This window comes from Bradyrhizobium sp. T-12, assembly GCF_058314695.1.
In genome coordinates this window covers 3160695-3179312 of sequence record NZ_CM177756.1, presented here as the reverse complement: position 1 = coordinate 3179312, position 18618 = coordinate 3160695, and the positions used below count along the sequence as shown (strand labels likewise).

Annotated in this window: 18 protein-coding genes; 10 read left to right on the top strand and 8 right to left on the bottom strand. The window is 63.1% G+C overall.

All coding sequences use genetic code 11. The annotated features are described in order from the left end of the window. The first annotated feature begins 34 nt into the window (after nt 1-34). On the top strand, nt 35-1177 hold the full coding sequence (gene dprA, locus AC0WRY_RS14885) for a DNA-processing protein DprA (protein ID WP_194407692.1): 1143 nt from the start codon (nt 35-37) through the stop codon (nt 1175-1177). Here dprA and AC0WRY_RS14880 read toward each other — a convergent pair. Beyond that, entirely contained in the window at nt 1174-1584 is a 411-nt protein-coding gene (locus tag AC0WRY_RS14880; RefSeq protein ID WP_491123298.1) for a winged helix-turn-helix transcriptional regulator, read from the bottom strand. The genes dprA and AC0WRY_RS14880 overlap by 4 nt on opposite strands. A gap of 83 nt (nt 1585-1667) precedes the next feature. On the opposite strand from AC0WRY_RS14880, the gene AC0WRY_RS14875 reads away from it, so the two are divergent. Beyond that, nucleotides 1668-2276, top strand: a complete 609-nt coding sequence (locus AC0WRY_RS14875; RefSeq protein WP_491123297.1) for an FMN-dependent NADH-azoreductase — start codon at nt 1668-1670, stop codon at nt 2274-2276. Between the two features lie 58 nt (nt 2277-2334). On the opposite strand, the gene AC0WRY_RS14870 is transcribed toward AC0WRY_RS14875, so the two are convergent. Continuing rightward, nucleotides 2335-2517 (bottom strand): hypothetical protein, encoded by a 183-nt coding sequence (locus tag AC0WRY_RS14870; protein ID WP_194407689.1) that lies wholly within the window; start codon nt 2515-2517, stop codon nt 2335-2337. A 175-nt stretch (nt 2518-2692) separates the two neighbouring features. Continuing rightward, nucleotides 2693-3466 carry an SDR family oxidoreductase gene (locus AC0WRY_RS14865; protein WP_491123296.1) on the bottom strand — a complete coding sequence of 258 codons (774 nt, stop codon included), beginning with the start codon at nt 3464-3466 and terminating at the stop codon, nt 2693-2695. Nucleotides 3467-3583: 117 nt separating this feature from the next. On the opposite strand from AC0WRY_RS14865, the gene AC0WRY_RS14860 reads away from it, so the two are divergent. Continuing rightward, nucleotides 3584-4054 (top strand): winged helix-turn-helix transcriptional regulator, encoded by a 471-nt coding sequence (locus tag AC0WRY_RS14860; protein WP_491123295.1) that lies wholly within the window; start codon nt 3584-3586, stop codon nt 4052-4054. Nucleotides 4055-4122: 68 nt separating this feature from the next. Here AC0WRY_RS14860 and AC0WRY_RS14855 read toward each other — a convergent pair whose 3' ends face one another. The 3 genes from AC0WRY_RS14855 to AC0WRY_RS14845 all read right to left on the bottom strand — a co-directional run bounded on the left by AC0WRY_RS14855 (nt 4123) and on the right by AC0WRY_RS14845 (nt 5380). Then, nucleotides 4123-4473, bottom strand: a complete 351-nt coding sequence (locus tag AC0WRY_RS14855) for a hypothetical protein (protein WP_063194916.1) — start codon at nt 4471-4473, stop codon at nt 4123-4125. A gap of 113 nt (nt 4474-4586) precedes the next feature. Next, nucleotides 4587-4799, bottom strand: a complete 213-nt coding sequence (locus AC0WRY_RS14850; RefSeq protein ID WP_491123294.1) for a hypothetical protein — start codon at nt 4797-4799, stop codon at nt 4587-4589. Between the two features lie 188 nt (nt 4800-4987). Then, nucleotides 4988-5380 carry a hypothetical protein gene (locus AC0WRY_RS14845; protein ID WP_491123293.1) on the bottom strand — a complete coding sequence of 131 codons (393 nt, stop codon included), beginning with the start codon at nt 5378-5380 and terminating at the stop codon, nt 4988-4990. Between the two features lie 73 nt (nt 5381-5453). Here AC0WRY_RS14845 and topA point away from each other — a divergent pair, with 73 nt between their 5' ends. From topA to AC0WRY_RS14810, 7 genes are all read left to right on the top strand, one after another. Further along, nucleotides 5454-8198: a type I DNA topoisomerase gene (gene topA, locus AC0WRY_RS14840; protein ID WP_491123292.1), complete on the top strand. Its 2745-nt coding sequence runs from the start codon at nt 5454-5456 to the stop codon at nt 8196-8198. 7 nt (nt 8199-8205) lie between these two features. After that, nucleotides 8206-10563, top strand: a complete 2358-nt coding sequence (rnr, locus tag AC0WRY_RS14835; protein WP_491123291.1) for a ribonuclease R — start codon at nt 8206-8208, stop codon at nt 10561-10563. Beyond that, nucleotides 10557-10997 carry a DUF983 domain-containing protein gene (locus tag AC0WRY_RS14830; RefSeq protein WP_491123290.1) on the top strand — a complete coding sequence of 147 codons (441 nt, stop codon included), beginning with the start codon at nt 10557-10559 and terminating at the stop codon, nt 10995-10997. Before rnr ends, AC0WRY_RS14830 begins: the two co-directional genes overlap by 7 nt. A gap of 32 nt (nt 10998-11029) precedes the next feature. After that, the gene (locus tag AC0WRY_RS14825; RefSeq protein ID WP_194407681.1) at nt 11030-11782 is read left to right on the top strand and encodes an NUDIX hydrolase; all 753 of its coding nucleotides are present in this window, start codon (nt 11030-11032) and stop codon (nt 11780-11782) included. 259 nt (nt 11783-12041) lie between these two features. After that, on the top strand, nt 12042-13367 hold the full coding sequence (locus tag AC0WRY_RS14820) for an LLM class flavin-dependent oxidoreductase (protein WP_194407680.1): 1326 nt from the start codon (nt 12042-12044) through the stop codon (nt 13365-13367). 124 nt (nt 13368-13491) lie between these two features. Then, on the top strand, nt 13492-13659 hold the full coding sequence (gene rpmG, locus AC0WRY_RS14815) for a 50S ribosomal protein L33 (protein WP_007603295.1): 168 nt from the start codon (nt 13492-13494) through the stop codon (nt 13657-13659). A 337-nt stretch (nt 13660-13996) separates the two neighbouring features. After that, a complete protein-coding gene (locus tag AC0WRY_RS14810) occupies nt 13997-15235 on the top strand; it encodes an acyltransferase family protein (RefSeq protein WP_491123289.1) in 1239 nt (412 codons plus the stop codon). A gap of 141 nt (nt 15236-15376) precedes the next feature. Here AC0WRY_RS14810 and AC0WRY_RS14805 read toward each other — a convergent pair whose 3' ends face one another. Together AC0WRY_RS14805 and AC0WRY_RS14800 are read right to left on the bottom strand one after the other, a co-directional pair. Continuing rightward, nucleotides 15377-16798, bottom strand: a complete 1422-nt coding sequence (locus tag AC0WRY_RS14805) for a serine hydrolase (protein WP_194407678.1) — start codon at nt 16796-16798, stop codon at nt 15377-15379. Nucleotides 16799-17446: 648 nt separating this feature from the next. Continuing rightward, nucleotides 17447-18469 (bottom strand): ABC transporter substrate-binding protein, encoded by a 1023-nt coding sequence (locus tag AC0WRY_RS14800; protein ID WP_491123288.1) that lies wholly within the window; start codon nt 18467-18469, stop codon nt 17447-17449. Nucleotides 18470-18618 lie beyond the last annotated feature (149 nt).

The window sequence follows — 18618 nt, the reverse complement described above, 5'->3', positions numbered from 1 at the left end:
ACGTCGCTGTTGCGTAACGCCCTCAGGTTGTTCCATGCTGCCCCCACAAGGAGACGCCGTGGACGCCATCAATCCGAGCGTAGAGCTGACCGAGGCCGAGCGGATCGACCGCCTGCGGCTGATCCGCTCCGACAATGTGGGCCCGCGTACCTTCGGTTCGCTGGTCGATCATTTCGGCACGGCGCGCGCGGCATTGGAGCGGCTGCCTGATCTGGCGCGACGCGGCGGCGCGCAGCGGTCTGGGCGCATCTGCAGCGCAGATGAAGCCAGGGCCGAGCTTGCCGCAAGCCGCAAATTCGGCATCGCCTGGCTTGCGCCTGGCGAGGACGGTTATCCCTCACGGCTGGCGATGATCGACGATGCGCCGCCGCTGCTCGCGGTGCGCGGCGACAGCAAGAGCCTGATGCGTCCGATGATCGCGATCGTCGGTTCGCGCAACGCCTCCGGCGCCGGGTTGAAATTCGCAGGTCTCCTGGCGCATGAGCTCGGCGAGGCCGGCTTCGTCGTCATCTCCGGGCTGGCGCGCGGCGTCGACCAGGCCGCACACCGCGCCAGCGTCGCGAGCGGCACCATCGCCGTGCTCGCAGGTGGACATGACTGCATCTATCCGCCCGAGCATGGCGATCTGCTCACGGCAATTCTCGATCACGCGGGCGCTGCGATCTCCGAGATGCCGCTCGGCCATGAGCCGCGCGCCCGTGATTTCCCTCGCCGCAACCGGCTGATCTCGGGCGCTTCGCTCGGCGTGGTCGTGGTGGAGGCGGCGCACCGCTCGGGCTCGCTGATCACCGCGCGCATGGCCGCCGAACAGGGCCGCGAGGTGTTCGCGGTGCCAGGCTCGCCGCTCGATCCGCGCGCTGCCGGCGCCAACGATCTGATCAAGCAGGGCGCGACGCTGGTCACCGAAGCTGCCGACATCATCAATGCAGTGCAGCCGATCATGGAGCGGCCGCTGATGATCCCTGCGGGCGAGCCGGACAGCGAGCCGTTCGAGAGCGATCCGCAAGGCCACGACCGCGACCAGATCACAGGCCTGCTCGGCCCGGCGCCAATCTCGATCGACGATCTCGTGCGGATGTCCGGCGCCTCGCCCGCGATCGTGCGCACGGTGCTGCTGGAGCTCGAGCTCGCCGGAAAGCTCGAACGCCACGGCGGCGGATTGGTGTCCCTGCTCTAGCTGTCGTTGCGCTTATCGAACCGCGTCCGTGCAGCCTCGATCTGCATCAGATGGTCCATGGCCCACTGTCCGAGCGCCTTCACCGGCTGCTGCAGGCCGCGGCCGAGATCGGTCAGCTCGTAGTCCACGCGCGGCGGAATGGTCGGGAAGATCGTGCGCGTGACGAGGCCGTCACGCTCCAGCCCGCGGAGCGTCAGGGTCAGCATCCGCTGCGAGATGCCGCTGATCATGCGCTTGAGCTCGTTGAAGCGCTTCGGCCCGTCGCTCAGGTTCATGATGACGAACACACTCCATTTGTCCCCGACGCGCGCGAGCACCGAGGCCACGCCGCGGCAGTCGGCATGATCCGGATGAGGTGCCTGCGGGGCAGGCAATTCCGTGTATGTCGGTTCCAAAGATGTGCCCATGGCTCAAAAAAGTGCGTTCTTGCGGGGATTTTTATAGTCACTCATGTAGCTCTGGTTACAAACTTATACCAGGGTGATCCCAAATGAAACTCCTCCATCTTGACTCCAGCGTCCTCGGCCCTCACTCGGTCTCCCGGCAGGTCTCCGCCGCCATCGTCGACCGGCTGCGCCAGGCGACGCCCTCGCTGGAAGTGGTCTATCGCGACCTGACCCAGACCCCGCTGGCTCACCTCTCCGGCTCGCATTTGGCGGCTGCGCAAGGCGCGCCCGCACCGGCGGAACTCGGCCCCGACCTTGCCGCGAGCGCGGCGGCGCTGGACGAGTTCCTCGCGGCCGACATCGTCGTGATCGGCGCGCCCATGTACAATTTTACAATCCCCAGCCAGCTCAAGGTCTGGATCGACCGCGTTCTCGTTGCGGGGAAGACGTTCAAATATGACGCGAACGGGCCGCAGGGCCTCGCCGGCGCCAAGCGCGTGATCGTCGCGATCTCGAGGGGCGGCTATTATGGCGCGGGCTCGCCCGCTGCGGCGCTGGAGCACCTTGAAAGCTACTTGCGCGGCGTCTTCGGCTTCATGGGCATCCAGACTCCCGAATTCATTATCGCCGACGGCATCCAGGTCGGACCGGAGCATCGCGAGAAGTCGATCGCCAGCGCGCTTCAGGCGGCCACCAGCCTGCGCGCCGCGTAAGATTCACATCGACACCAGCCGCTGCCGGACTCCGGCGGCGGCTGACTTGTCGGCGAAGCTAAAACCAGGCGCCCTGAATTCCCAGGATGACGGCGACGAGCGATATGAACAGGCCGATGCCGGCGAAAAGAGCCACTCCGATCAACTCGGAAGCGCCGGAACGACCGGCGGAAACTGTGGAATCTTCGGTGTAAATACGCGGTGTTGAAATCGACGGAAAAATGCGAGCTGCCTTTGGCATCACGGGCTCCCTGAAAATGAGTCTTGTGACCCCTGCCCGTAAAAATGTCTTGGTAGACCACGCGAAGGTTCAACGCCTCACGCAAGGTTCACGAAAATACAGCTATGGAGATGCAGGCACCGGTCGGCGCAACCGCGGCGGTCGCGCCGACCGATTCAATTTTCACTTCACTTGATCAGCCGCGATAGATCGGCGCGCCGCTCGGCGATGCCACCGCGCCGCCGTCGACGAAGATCTCCTGGCCCTGCACATGTGCAGAATCGTCCGAGGCGAGGAACAGCACCGTCTTCGCGACGTGATCCGTTTCACCAATGCGCCCGAGCGGCGTCGTCAGCGCAATCCGCTTCTCGAACGCCTTCTCGGCTTCCGGCGTCGAGGTCGCGGGTCCCCAGATCGGGGTGCGAATCGCACCAGGCGCGACCACGTTGACGCGAATGCCGCGCGGCGACAGCTCCGACGCCATGATCCGCGCCATCGCCCGCACGCCAGCCTTGGCGGCGCCATAGGCCGAATAGCCGGGAATGCCGAGCACCGAGATCACCGAGCCGTTGAGGATGATCGAGGCGTTGTCGTTGAGATAGGGCAGCGCCGACTGCACCGTGAAGAACACGCCGGTCAGGTTGGTGCTGATGACCTTCTCGAAGACGTCGAGCGTGGCCGACCCCAGCGGCGTGCCGCCGGCGATGCCGGCATTGGCGAACACGATGTCGAACTTGCCGAACTTTTCGGAGCCCTGCTTGATCGCAGCTTCGGTCGCGGCGATGTCGGTGGCATCGGCGGCGAGCGCGAGCGCGTTCGGCCCGAGCTCCTTCGCAGCGACCTCCAGCGTCTCCGTGTTGCGCCCGGTGATCACCACCTTGGCGCCCTCGGCCACGAACAGTTTTGCGGTCGCAAGGCCGATGCCGCTATTGCCGCCGGTGATCAGGGCCGTCTTGTTCGTCAGTCTCACATTCGCCTCCAGTGGTTGCATCATAAAACCAGATTGCCATCTAGGGCCTATGGTTTTATGATGCAACCACACAAGCGCGTGATCGGCGTTCGTGCGAACGCGACAGGACCGGGAACGATGGTGAAACGAACGAGCTTCGAGGGCGATGCCTGCCCGATCGCGCGCTCGCTGGAGGCGATCGGCGATTGGTGGTCGCTGCTGATCATCCGCGAGGCGCTGTTCGGCCTGCGCCGCTTCGGCGAGTTTCAGAACAAGCTCGGCATGGCCAAGAACATCTTGTCGGTGCGGCTGCGTTCGCTGGTCGACCACGGCATTCTGGCCACCGCCCCCGCCTCCGACGGCAGCGCGTATCAGGAATATGTGCTGACGCCGAAGGGCCGCGGCACCTTCCCGATCCTGGTGGCGCTGCGGCAATGGAGCGAAGAGTTCGACGACCACCCTGAGGAGATCGCGACGATTTTGGTGGATCGCGAGAAAGGGCGCCCGGTGAAGAAGCTGGAAATGCACGCCGAGGATGGGCGGCTGCTCAGCCCCGCCGACACCACGCTGAAGCCGCGGCCGGCACCGCGACGGCGCTCGGCGTCATGATCCCAAATGGTGCCTCATGTTGTTGCGAGCCCGTGCGGCTCCAGGCGCGGCACATGTGGAGCCCGACATCAGCTCATGCTTCCTGGCAGAAAGCACCGCACTTTCGGGTGCCCGTCGAGGTAATGCTTCCACACCATGGTCCAGCCGGCACGATTTGGCTGCTTGACGACGGCAGCTTCAGGTACATCCACCCATTCATTGTCGATGCGAACGCGATAATGCACGCCATCGGTGTCCCAATCCGGATCGGAAACGATGTATCCGTCGGCATTTGTGCAGCACTGTCCGAATTCGCTATGCAAACTCTCGAACCACGACTTGAGCGGTGAGCTGGCGTAACGGCCGTCGTCGCGGCCGACGGCCGGCGCCCCCAGGACGATCACCGCGAACAGTGGCACAACGCGTTTCACCCTGAACATGCTTGTCTCCACGACTACTCCGCAATGGCCGTGCGCATGCGAGCACGCACCCGCACCGCTTCGCCTGCTGGATTGTGTCAGTCGCATCTACGAATTGGCGTCGAGCGCGTCCGTCATCTCGCCGACACAAGGCTGCTTTGCATCGGCCCTTCGGCGAGGGCCAGCTCGAAGCCGTGCTTTCTGCCCTCTGCGAAGCCCTGCGCAATCATGCGTACGACAATATCGGTCTCGTCAGCCGTGAGCCGCCTGAGGGAGCCCCACGACCTCAGGATATGGCGGGCTCGCGCCAAATCCGTTGCCACGAACGGAAGCGGTTTGATCGACATCTCCGCAAACCTCAGTTTCGCGAAAGCCAAATCTACCACAGCCCGAATTGCTCTAGGCATGCATTTTGGGCGCCGAATCGGGATGTTCGCCTGACCAACCGCATGTCATCGCGCCTGGTAGGCCCCCTCAGAGCATCAGGACACGACGCTGCGCTGCGCACGTTTCCGAACTTCCGCTGAGCCCACCCTCACGACAGCTTGCGCTTGCTCCGCAGCCTCAAATGCTCGTCGGCTTCCAGCTGCGTCATGCCCAATAAATAATGTAACACGTGCAGCTTGTGGCGCTCGGCGAGCTTGCGCAGGGCAGCCGTCTGCTCAGCAATGAAGGCCACCGCCTCATCGGCCCCGCCTTCGCCCGGTTCCTCGTGACGCGAGCCTCCCGGCGCGCCTGATGCGGCGCGCGCCCGTTTCTTTCCCGGCCTAGTCACCAGACCCCACCCGAATCCATGCCCCGAATGAGAATACGCCGATAGCGGCCGCAACTCCAAGGTGGTATTTTGCAACTTTCTCGATATGAAACTTTTCCCATCCAGCCGGCGTTCAACACCCTTCGATTTGACAGGAACGGACTCACCACCCATGTTCGGGGCGAAACGGCCGACCCGAGTCCTTTCGTTTTCGGCCCCAAATTTTCCCGTAAGTTACTGGAACTACATGAATATCGTCATTGTGGAGTCGCCGGCGAAAGCCAAGACGATCAACAAGTATTTGGGCTCGTCCTATGAGGTTCTGGCCTCGTTCGGCCATGTCCGCGACCTGCCGGCGAAGAACGGTTCCGTCGATCCCGACGCCAATTTCAAGATGATCTGGGAGGTCGACCCCAAGGCGGCTAGCCGGCTCAACGATATCGCAAAGTCCCTGAAGGGCGCCGACCGTCTGATTCTGGCGACCGACCCTGATCGCGAGGGCGAGGCCATCTCCTGGCACGTGCTGGAGGTGATGAAGGAGAAGCGCGCGCTGAAAGATCAGAAGATCGAGCGCGTGGTGTTCAACGCCATCACCAAGCAGGCCGTCACGGACGCGATGAAGCATCCGCGCGAGATCGACGGCGCGCTGGTCGACGCCTACATGGCGCGCCGAGCGCTGGACTATCTGGTCGGCTTCACCCTCTCCCCCGTGCTGTGGCGCAAGCTGCCGGGCGCCCGCTCCGCCGGTCGCGTGCAGTCGGTGGCGCTGCGCCTCGTCTGCGACCGCGAGCTCGAGATCGAGAAGTTCGTCGCACGTGAATATTGGTCGCTGATCGCGACCCTGCTCACCCCGCGCGGCGATGCCTTCGAGGCCCGCCTCGTCGGCGCCGACGGCAAGAAGATCCAGCGCCTCGACATCGGCACCGGCGCGGAAGCCGAAGACTTCAAGAAGGCGCTGGAAGCGGCCAGCTACGCAGTCACCGCGGTCGATGCGAAGCCCGCCCGGCGCAATCCGCAGGCGCCGTTCACCACCTCGACGCTGCAGCAGGAGGCCAGCCGCAAATACGGCTTTGCGCCGGCGCACACGATGCGGATCGCCCAGCGCCTCTATGAGGGCATCGACATCGGCGGCGAGACCACAGGACTCATTACTTATATGCGTACCGACGGCGTGCAGATCGCCCCCGAGGCGATCACCCAGGCGCGCAAGGTGATCGGCGAGGATTACGGCAACGCCTACGTGCCGGACGCCCCCCGGCAGTACCAGGCCAAGGCCAAGAACGCCCAGGAGGCGCACGAAGCGATCCGCCCGACCGACATGTCGCGCCGCCCCGACAGCATGAGCCGCAAGCTCGATGCCGACCAGGCGCGGCTCTATGAACTGATCTGGAAGCGCACCATCGCGAGCCAGATGGAATCGGCCGAGCTCGAGCGCACCACCGTCGACATCGCCGCGAAGGCCGGCTCCCGCACGCTGGAGCTGCGCGCCACCGGCCAGGTCGTCAAGTTCGACGGCTTCCTCGCGCTCTACCAGGAGGGCCGCGACGACGAGGAGGACGAGGACTCCCGCCGCCTGCCCGCGATGAGCCCGAACGACGCCTTGAAGCGGCAGTCGCTCTCCGTCACCCAGCATTTCACCGAGCCGCCGCCTCGCTTCTCCGAGGCCTCGCTGGTCAAGCGCATGGAAGAGCTCGGCATCGGCCGGCCCTCGACCTACGCCTCGATCCTCCAGGTCCTGAAGGACCGCGGCTACGTCAAGCTGGAGAAGAAGCGTCTGCACGGCGAGGACAAGGGCCGCGTCGTGGTCGCCTTCCTCGAAAGCTTCTTTGCCCGCTACGTCGAGTACGATTTCACGGCCTCGCTCGAAGAGCAGCTCGACCGCATCTCCAACAACGAGATCTCCTGGCAGCAGGTGCTGAAGGATTTCTGGACCGGATTCATCGGCGCCGTCGATGACATCAAGGAGCTGCGCGTCGCGCAGGTGCTGGACGTGCTCGACGACATGTTGGGCCAGCACATCTATCCGCCCCGCGCGGATGGCGGCGACATCAGGCAGTGCCCGAGCTGCGGCACCGGCCGGCTCAACCTGAAGGCCGGCAAGTTCGGCGCCTTCGTCGGCTGCTCGAACTATCCGGAATGCCGCTACACCCGTCAGCTCGCCGCCGACAGCGAGCAGACCGCCGACCGTTCGCTCGGCCAGGATCCCGATACGGGGCGCGATGTCTGGGTGAAGGCCGGCCGCTTCGGCCCCTACATCCAGCTCGGCGAGCAGAAGGACTACGAGGAAGGCGAGAAACCCAAGCGCGCCGGCATCCCGAAGGGCACCTCGCCCGGCGATGTCGAGCTCGAGCTTGCGCTGAAGCTCTTGTCGCTGCCGCGCGAAATCGGAAAGCATCCGGAGACAGGTCAGCCGATCACGGCGGGCCTCGGCCGCTTCGGGCCGTTCGTGAAGCACGAGAAGACCTATGCCAGCCTCGAGAGCGGCGACGAGGTGTTCGACATCGGCCTCAACCGCGCGGTCACACTCATCGCAGAGAAGGTCGCCAAGGGCCCGAGCCGGCGCTTCGGCGCCGATCCCGGCAAGGCGATCGGCGATCATCCGAGCCTCGGCACCGTCACCGTGAAGAGCGGCCGCTACGGCGCCTACGTCACCGCGGGCGGCGTCAACGCGACGATCCCGGCCGAGTTCGAAAAGGACACCGTCACGCTCGCCCAGGCGATCGCACTGATCGACGAGCGCGCGGCCAAGGGCGGCGGAAAAGCGAAGGCCAAGAAGGCCGCCAAGCCGGCCAAGACCAAGAAGACCGCAGCGAAGGCTGCGGATGGCGAGGACACCCCGCCCAAGCCAAAGAAACCGGCCGCGAAGAAGGCGGCCAAATCGAAAACCGAATCCACCAGCAAGGCGCGCGCCGCCGTGTCGTCGACCGCAAAGACGTCGCCGACCAAGGCCGCTGCCAAGGCTCCGGCCAAGAAGAGTGCCGGCACCAATTAGAGGTTAAGTGAAACGCAAGAATGACCATGGCTTTCCCGACAGGGCAGCCATCGTCGCCTTCATCAAGGCAAACCAAGGAAACGTCGGCACCCGCGACATTGCACGCGAGTTCGGCCTGAAGAACGCCGATCGCATCGCGCTCAAGCGCATGCTGCGCGAGCTCGCCGACGACGGCACAATCAAGAAGAAGCGCCACAAGGTGTCCGAGCCGGACACGCTGCCGCCGACGCTGGTCGCCGACATCACCGGCCGTGACAGTGACGGCGAGCTGATCGCCTCCCCCACCGAATGGGACGAGGTCGAGAGCGGCGAGCCGCCAAAGATCCTCATCGAGATGCCACGCCGGCCCAAGCCCGGCACCGCAGCCGGCGTCCGCGACCGCGTGCTGCTGCGCGTCGAGCGCTCGGACGAGACCGAAGGCCCGGCCTATCGCGGCCACATCATCAAGGTCTTCGACAAGACCAAGTCCCGCATCCTCGGCGTCTTCCGCAGCCTGCCCGAAGGCGGCGGGCGGCTCGTCCCCGTCGATAAGAAGGCCGCCGACCGCGAGCTGAACATCGCCGCAGCCGATACCCACGGCGCGCAGGATGGCGACCTCGTGAGCGTCGACATCGTGCGCACCCGCAGCTTCGGCCTCGCCTCCGGCCGGGTCAAAGAAAAGCTCGGCTCGGTCAAATCCGAGAAGGCAATCAGCCTGATCGCGATCTACGCCCACGACATTCCCTTGCAATTCTCCTCCGCCGCGGAGCGCGAAGCGGAAGCCGCCGAGCCTGCGAACCTGAAAGGACGCGAGGACTGGCGCGACGTGCCGCTCGTCACCATCGATCCCCCGGATGCGAAGGATCATGACGACGCGGTGCACGCGCAAGCAGACGACGATCCCAACAACAAAGGCGGCTTCATCGTCAACGTCGCCATTGCCGATGTCAGCTTCTACGTGCGACCGGGCTCGGCGCTCGACCGCGACGCGCTCGACCGCGGCAACTCGGTCTATTTCCCCGACCGCGTCGTACCGATGCTGCCCGAGCGGATCTCGAACAATCTCTGCTCGCTGGTGCCGGGCGAGCCACGCGGCGCGCTCGCGGTGCGCATGGTGCTCGGGCCCGACGGCCGCAAGCGCTCGCATAGCTTCCACCGCATCCTGATGCGCTCGGCGGCGAAGCTGAGCTACGCACAGGCGCAGGCCGCGATCGACGGACGGCCCGACGACACCACCGGCCCCCTGCTCGATCCGATATTGAGGCCGCTCTACGCCGCCTATGCCTGCGCCAAGCGCGCGCGCGACGAGCGCGATCCGCTCAATCTCGATCTGCCCGAGCGCAAGATCCTGCTGAAGAGCGACGGCACGGTCGACCGCGTCGTGGTGCCGGAGCGTCTCGATGCGCACAAGCTGATCGAGGAGTTCATGATCCTCGCCAACGTCGCGGCAGCCGAGATGCTGGAGAAGAAGTCGCTCCCGCTGATCTACCGCGTGCATGACGAGCCGACGCTGGAGAAGGTCCACGCCCTCGCGGAATTCCTGGAGACCCTGGACGTTCCCTTCGCCAAAGCGGGCGCGCTGCGGCCCACCACGTTCAACCGCGTGCTGGCCCAGCTCGAAGGCCATGACTATTACCCGCTGGTCAGCGAGGTGGTGCTGCGCGCCCAGGCACAGGCTGAATATTCTTCCGAGAACTACGGGCACTTCGGCCTGAATTTGCGCCGCTACGCGCATTTCACCTCGCCGATCCGCCGCTATGCCGACCTCGTGGTGCACCGCGCGCTGGTCCGCGCGCTCGGCCTCGGCGAAGGCGCCCTGCCCGACAGCGAGACGCCGGAAACCCTGAGCGAGGTCGCGGCCCACATCTCGGTGACCGAGCGGCGCGCGATGAAGGCGGAGCGCGAGACCGTCGACCGCCTGATCGCCCATCACCTCGCCGACCGCATCGGCGCCAGGTTCCAGGGCCGCGTCTCCGGCGTCACCCGCGCCGGCCTGTTCGTCAAGCTCGCCGAGACCGGCGCCGACGGATTGATCCCGATCCGATCCCTCGGCACGGAATATTTCAACTATGACGAGAGCCGCCATGCGCTGATCGGCACGCGCAGCGGCACCATGTATCAGCTGGGCGACGTCGTCGATGTCCGCCTGATCGAAGCCGCCCCCATTGCGGGCGCGCTGCGCTTCGAGCTGCTGTCATCCTCCAGTGAGACGAACCCGCGCGACCGCAGGCGACCTGGTCCACAACGCCGCCCCTCGTTCAAGGCCCATCCCGGACGCAGCCCGGATAAAAAACGCAAGCCGTCGAAGCCAAAATCCGGCAAGGGGAAGAAGAACAAGGGGAAACCCAAGGGAAAACCCAAGGGCAAGAAGGGCAAAGCATGGTGACGATGAGCACGGTCTCAAAAATCTGGACGCGCGAGAGCGGCCTCGTCGAGAAGCGCGATGTCTTTGCGGCGATGAAGCGCGGCTTTCGCGGCCGCTGCCCGCGCTGCGGCGAAGGCAAGCTGTTCCGCGCCTTCCTGAAGACGGCAGACAATTGCGCCAAATGCGGCCTCGATTTCACGCCGCACCGCGCCGATGACCTGCCCGCCTATCTCGTCATCGTCATCGTCGGCCACATCGTGGTGCCGGCCGTTTTGTGGATCGAGACCAATTACACCACGCCGGTCTGGATCAGCTTCGCGGCCTATCTGCCCTTCACTTTCGTCGCCTCGCTCGCGCTGCTGCAGCCGGTGAAGGGAGCTGTGGTCGGCTTGCAATGGGCTCTGCGTATGCACGGGTTTGACGAGAGCCCTCCCGATGGTATTCCGCCGGTATAGGCCAAATAAGCAAGAAGAGTTCGGGTGAGGACATGACGGATATTGCGCAAGTCGCGGACAAGGCAAAGGTCCACGAGGAAAAGGAAGCGGACCATCATCCCTATTTCCGCCCCCGGGATGCGGCGACCCTGATCCTGGTCGATCGCAGCGGCGCCATTCCGAAGGTGCTGGTCGGCAAACGCCACGACAAGGTAGTGTTCATGCCCGGGAAATTCGTCTTCCCGGGTGGACGCGTCGACAAGGCCGATTATCGCGTGCCCTGCGCCGCGCCGATCACCGCCGAGCTGGAAGCCAATCTCGCCAAGGGCAGCCCGAAGACGCCGGCCTCGCGCGCGAAGTCGCTGGCGATTGCCGCGATCCGCGAAGCCTGCGAGGAGACCGGTCTCTGCCTCGGCCGCAAGACCGAGGCCAAGCTAACGAAGCTCGACGGTCCCTGGAAGCCATTCGCCGATGCCGGCCTGCTGCCCGATCCCTCCAGCCTGTTCCTGATCGCCCGTGCGATCACCCCGCCCGGCCGCGTCAAGCGCTTCGACACGCGCTTCTTCACCGCGGACGCCTCCGCGATCACCCATCGCGTCGACGGCGTCATCCACGCCGATGCCGAGCTGGTCGAATTGGTCTGGGTCGAGCTCGGCTCGAAGCCGCTGGCCGATCTGCATCCGATGACGCGCAACGTGCTCAACGAGCTCGACACCCGTCTTGCCACCGGCCCGCTCCGCCACGACGCGCCGGTGCCGTTCTTCCATTTCTACGGCGGCAAGATGCAAAAGGACATTTTGGGCTGAGGCTGTACTACGGGGCGCGCCTCTCTCCTCTCGTCATTCCGGAGCGCGCGTAGCACGAGCCCGGAATCCATTCATCCATCGTCTCCGCGACCCATTGGGTGCGCAATCGCGCACCCTCGTTCGCGCCATGCCGGCGCGCCCCGGAATGACGTGCTGAGAGAGCTGCAAAAAACAAAATAATCTTCCCGCTCCCGCCAATGGCGGAGTTCCCGCGCGTGCCTATGTCTTTCCGAACGACAATGAAGAAGGACACCGGGCGATGGCACAACGGCAACTCAAGCTTGGCGCGTTCATGCGCCCGATCAGCATTCACACGGGCGCCTGGCGCTATCCCGGGGCCTGGCCCGACGCCAATTTCAATTTCGGCCACATCAAGACCCTGATCCAGAAGCTCGAGGCCGGCAAGTTCGACGCCTTCTTCATGGCCGATCACCTCGCCGTGTTGAACATGCCGGTCAATGCGCTGAAGCGCAGCCACACCGTGACCTCGTTCGAGCCGTTCACGCTGCTGTCGGCGCTCTCCGCGGTCACCGAGCGGATCGGCCTGATCGCGACGGGTTCGACCACCTTCGACGAGCCCTATCACGTCGCGCGCCGCTTTGCCTCGCTCGACCATCTCAGCGGCGGGCGCGCCGGCTGGAATATCGTCACGACGTCGAACCCGGACGCGGCGTTGAATTTCGGCCTCGACGATCACATGGAGCACGCCGAGCGCTACAAGCGCGCCCGCGAGTTCTACGATGTCGTCACGGGCCTGTGGGATTCCTTCGCCGACGATGCCTTCGTGCGCGACGTCGAGAGCGGCCTGTTCTTCGATCCCGCCAAGATGCACACGCTCGACCACCACGGCAAATATCTGAAGGTGCGCGGTCCCCTCAACATCGCCCGCCCCGTGCAGGGCTGGCCCGTGATCGTTCAGGCCGGCGCCTCCGAAGACGGCAAGCAGCTCGCGGCCGAAACGGCGGAAGCTGTCTTCACCGGCGGCGGCAGTCTCGCCGACGGGCAAAAGCTCTACGCCGACATCAAGGGCCGCATGGAGAAGATCGGCCGCGACCCCGAGCATCTCAAGATCCTGCCCGGCGCTTTCGTCGTGGTCGGCGACAGCGTCGATGAGGCCAAGGAAAAGCGCGCCTTGCTCGACAGCCGCGTGCATTACGACAGCGCCATCGCCTCGCTCTCCGTCATCCTCGGCACCGACGCCTCCGGCTTCGATCCGGACGGACAGCTGCCGGAGATTCCGGAAACCAATGCCAGCAAGAGCGGCCGCCAGCGCATGGTCGACCTCGCCAGGCGCGACAAGCTCACCGTGCGCCAGCTCGCCCAGCGCGTCGGCGGCTATGGCGGGCTGTCCTTTGTCGGCACCGCCAAAACCATCGCCGACCAGATGGAGGAATGGCTGGTCGGGCGCGGCTCCGACGGCTTCAACATCATGTTCCCGTTCCTGCCCGCCGGCCTCGACGATTTCGTCGACAAGGTGGTCCCGGAGCTGCAGCGGCGCGGGATTTTCCGGAAAGAGTATGAAGGGCCCACTTTGAGGGAGAATTTCGGCCTGCCCAGGCCGAAAAACCGGTTCTTCGAGGGGTAAAGGGCCCGTTTCGGGCAGTTTTCGACCCCTAAAACCTTGACATCAGGCGGTTTCTGGCTAGGTTGCCGGCCAACGCGGGCCGTTTGGCCGGCTCCAGATTCCCTTCATTCCTGAGGTTCTGAACATGGCCAAAGCGGTCACCATCAAGGTCAAGCTCGTGTCCTCGGCCGACACCGGCTTCTACTACGTCGCCAAGAAGAATTCGCGCACCATGACCGACAAGCTGGTCAAGAAGAAGTACGATCCGGTCGCGCGCAAGCACGTCGAATTCCGCGAAGCCAAGATCAAGTAAGATCGGCTTAAGCGTCGAGGAGTTTTGCGGGGCCCTTTCGGGCCCCGTTTTATTTTGTGTCATCTCGTGTCCCGGACGCGCTGCAGCGTGCAACGCTGCTGCGCAGAGCCGAGACCCAGAAGCCAACACGGCACCATGGAGACATGGGCCCCGGCTCTGCAGCGCTTCGTTGGAAGTGACGCTGCGCTGCCTCCGGGACTCGAAAGCTGAGGACATCTACTCCCACACTGAGATCTGCACAGTCGGCGCGCTGGAGCATGTGTGACCCACCTCGCAGAGCACCCTGACCGGATTCACTATCTCCTGCGTCATCGTCGCATGAATCCGGTCGATTGCCGTGAAGAGCCATTTGCCCCTGCTGGATCCGCTGCGCTTCGCCGCCGCGCTCGGCGTTGCCATTTTCCACCAGATGTTCTGGTCCTGGGCCTGGACGTCGATCGGTGTCCCCGGCTTCGAGCGCACCGTCGCCGCCGACGTGATCTACCCCTCCGCCGCGGCCTTCACGTGGTTCGGCTGGGTCGGCGTCGAGATCTTTTTCGTGATCTCCGGTTTCGTCATTGCGAATTCCGCGAGCACATCTTCACCGGGCGCGTTTCTGCTCGGCCGCGCGCTCAGGCTCTATCCGGCGGTGTGGGTGTGCGCCACCGCGACCTTCCTCGTCCTGCTGCTGTTCGGCACTGGTCCGGCCTCCGAGCTCATCCTGCCCTACATCCACGCCATGCTGATGGTGCCCAAGGGCGTCACGGGCCAGTGGCTCGACGAGGTCTATTGGACGCTGGCCGCCGAGACGGCGTTCTATGGGCTCGTGTTCTGCGCGATGCGCACGAGGAAGATCATGCTGCGGCACCTGGCCTTCGGCCTCACCATCTACAGCGCGATCTTCAATGCCGTCGCGCTGCTGGTCGCGTCCTGCACGACGCCGTCCGACCTGCCCTATCTGGTCATCCTGATGTTTCGGGTGCCGTGCGCGGCCTTCCTGTTGAGCCATGGCTGCTTCTTTGCGCTGGGGATTTGGCTGTTCATCTCCGCGAACAGGGAATTGACGGCGCTGGAGCAGTTCGCCGTTGTCGTCACCTGTCTCTCGGGCGCCGCGGAGATCTACGTCTTCGCTTCCTTCTTCCTGACCTCGATCCCCGCCATCGCCGATCAATCGGCTCTCGTGCCGATCATGGTCTGGGCCCTTGCCGTGCTCCTCATTGCCCTTGCCGCGAGGAGAAACAGGCGCTCTGCGGGCGCCGCAGCACCCGAAGCACCGGCCTATTTGCGAACGCTGGGACTGATCACCTACCCGCTCTATCTCACCCACAACGTCATCGGCGCGGCGATCATTCGTGCCCTGATCGACGCAGGCTTCGATGCCACCTCGGCACTCTGGATCGCGCTCGGCCTGCTTGGGCTGGTCTGCTGGTTCATCTGCGCGAAGATCGAGCCGGCCATCCGGGCTGCGCTGATGCAAGCCCTCGCGCGTTTCGGCAAGCTGCCGCAGAAGCAGCCCGCATCGCGTCGCCCGGCTTGGGCACGGGGGCTGCGCTTTCCGCTGCCCGTCTCCATGAAGGTGAAGGCCGCAACATCCTAAGGGGTACCTCGCTACGCCCAGAGCACGAGAGCGACTATCTCCTGGAACTGTCGCGTCCGCTTTACGCGCGGAAGACGACGTCAACGGAGTCCCACTTGATGTCAGCGATGGGCCCAGGACCGGACATACGACGATTGGGAGCTAACTTCGTACAAATCTCGCGCTGCCAAACCAATCGTCCCACGTCAGGCCTTGGATCGTGTGGCCGTCGCTCTGAAACCGAAGCCGCGCGCGGTCACCCTGTGGTGGGCTTGCAAATGCCATGCGAGCCAAAGCCATGGCATCTCGCTCACCCTGATATTCAAACCCCAAACTCGAAAAGCGCATCAACGGACCGTCAAAGCCGGACAATCCATCAATGCGAAACCACAGATGGTTGTCTTTTGGTTCGATGTGGAGCAAGCCAAATCCTTCGTGTCTATAAGTACCGACAAACTCTTCCTGAGACCAACGAGATGTAGAGACCGGTTCCTTGCGCTTTTCCTCATTGAAGCTTGTAACCCGGTCAATGAATTCCTTCCGCAAGACCTCATCGAAATGGGTAATCCAGTCCGTTACGGTCTCACCACGCATTAGCTGTATTATTCGATTGGTAACCGCGAAGTGAGCGAAACCTGAACCGAGATTGGTCGCTACAAATATTGCCAGGCCGCCTGCCAAATCGCACCAAATGTTGGCTCGAAATCCGCGAATGCTGCCGTCGTGCTGAATGCGCCGGTTGCGAACGTGCCAGCCAAGACCATAACCATCATTGAGCGTTTGATCCCTGCGCGCAGTTTGCAGCAGATGCGTCTCTTTTATTTGCCGAGACGAGCCGACGGCGGATGATTTTCCTTCCGCGAGATGAAAGCGCAGCCACGTTGCTGCCTCACGAGCACTCATTGTCTGACCGATTGCTCCAAGCAGATTGTCCACGAACATGGCAGGGACAGCCCGAACCTTGCCTTCGATTTGATAGTGGGGAGCGGCAACATTGTCGTCCGCACGTGACATATTACCGGGCCGCAGTCCGAGTGGGGTCAAGAGATAGTCGTTTAAGATGCGGTCAAATGGATGCCCCACAGAAAGGGCCATTGCCTCAGCCGCAGCAGCGTAGCCGATATTGGAATAGGTAAATTGATCGCGAAATCCGGCTACCGGTTGAATGTGGCGGGCATTAAACAATATCTCCGCTCGGCTGAGGTCGGAGCCGTATTCCCCGGCACTAGCACGCGACAGTCCGGTCCGATTGGCAAGCAAATCACGCAACGTCACGTGATCACTTATCCAAGGATCATAGAGCTCAAATGAAGGCAGATATTTCCGGATGGGATCGTCCCAGTCAATCGCACCGGCGTCCACCAGCACAGCAGCCAATGCGGATGTGAAGGCTTTTGAACAGGAGCCAATTCCAAAAGCGGTGTCGGCATCGGCAGAAATGGACGTCTCGACACAGCGCACGCCGTAGGCTCTAACGAGAACAGGACCATCTCGGCGGACGACCGCAACGGACATTCCCGGTACAGCCCAATGCTGCAAGACCTTCGCAATGAAGGGATCCAATTCTGTCGCCAAATCGCTCAATCTGACATCTCCCAGGCGAATGCGGCGTTAGGGTGCCCAATATTAGTGAAGCAGCGTTAGTCCGCTTCGGGTCAATCGCGTCGATTTAGTCTGGGCGCGTTAGCTTCTGGTCGGACCCTATGAGCGGACATCTTCAGTGCTCATCGCAAGTTCTCAAACGAGCCACAGCCGTACGGAGTTGGTCACCGTCGCGGACGTTTGTTCCGTCTTCGACAGCCGATCAAGACCTTAGGGTCTTGGACCATCGCCTTTCAGCCTACAATGCCATCCGGACAATCCAGGAACAGGCACATGCCTTTCGCCGCAATCGGGCTGGGCTGCGAAGAGGAGAATTTCTGCGACAATCAGTGCTATCAAGACCGACGACCACAGCACACGCACAACCAAAATCCCGCTAAGTATTGGACGTGATCAACCTATACGCGATTTCTGGTCTAGTAAAGTTTAGCGAGTGCATTCGAGTCGTATCGACCAACGCAGGATGTCCAAGCGGTGGCCCAGAGGCGAAGACGCAAAGAGTCCGCTACGGGTCATTCACGTCGGTTTTGCGCCCGGATGCAAACGCCCGGTCTCCCCCTGTGAGGCGACACATAACTGCACCACGCCAACGGAAGCTAAGGGCCAACACCAGACTCGGCAACGCAGCATTTACTCAATCACCTCGTCGGCGCGGGCGAGAAGGCCGGTCGGTACGGTCACGCCGAGCGTCTTTGCTGTCTTGAGATTGGCTGCCAACCAAAATTTGGTGGGAAATTCGATGGGAAGGTCACCGGGTCGAACACCCCTGAGAATCTTGTCTACAAAATAACCGATGCGACGATAACACCAGCGCAAGTCAACTCCATAGCTGACGAGGCCGCCGTGGATAACGTGCTCGCGATATCCGAAGACGGTCGGCAGCCGCTTTTCAAGGGCAATGGCGGCGATCTGCTCGCATCGGACAAGCAACAGATTAGTCTGAATGACAACGACGACATCGACCTTTTCGTTCGCCAGCGCAGCGAGCGCACCCGGAATGTCGTTCGCCGTACTGGCATCGGTTTCGACCACGCTGAAGCCCAAACTTTGGCAAGCTGCCCTCAAGTCCCCAACTTGGGGCGGGCCCTTGGGGTCGTTCATGTTGGTAAGCAGTCCAACACGCCGCGCCATCGGCGCGATTTCTCGCACGAGTTCAATTTGCTTCGTCGGCAATCCCGCAATGTAGGGCTCAATGCCCGTTACGTTTCCTCCAGGGCGAGCTTCGCTGGCAATCAAGCCCAGATGAACCGCGTCCGCGAGAGCGCCACAGACAATCGGTATCGTCGATGTCGCCTTTCGGGCCTCGACAGCTTGCAACGTCGCGGGCGCGACGATGATATCTGGTTTGACCAGAGCCACCATCTCTTCCATGGTTGCTACTCGGTCAGCAAACATGTCAAATCGCTTTATGACGTCAACGTTTCGACCTTGCTCGTAACCGAACTCCAAAAGACCTTTAACAAAATTGCCAAATACTAGGTCCAGTATGAATTGAGGCACGTTTGCGCCTTCGGGCGCACCTGCGGGAGGAGCTCCCGCCCACGCAATGATCGGACGTTTCGGCGCAGACTGCGCGCTTGAGCCTTGACCAAACAGTATTGATGCGGCTGAGCCAATAAGGCCGAAACGTCCGATGAACTCCCGCCGTCGCATAAGTCCCTCCTCAAGGACCGCGCTCATGGGAGGCATAGACTACCATGTTGGCGCCGTTCCGTGACAGACCATTGAAGAGCATACTCGACGGTGTGTCGGGTCGCATGGGGTCAAAAAGTGGCGGTCGGCCGACCGCACCGAATGGTCGT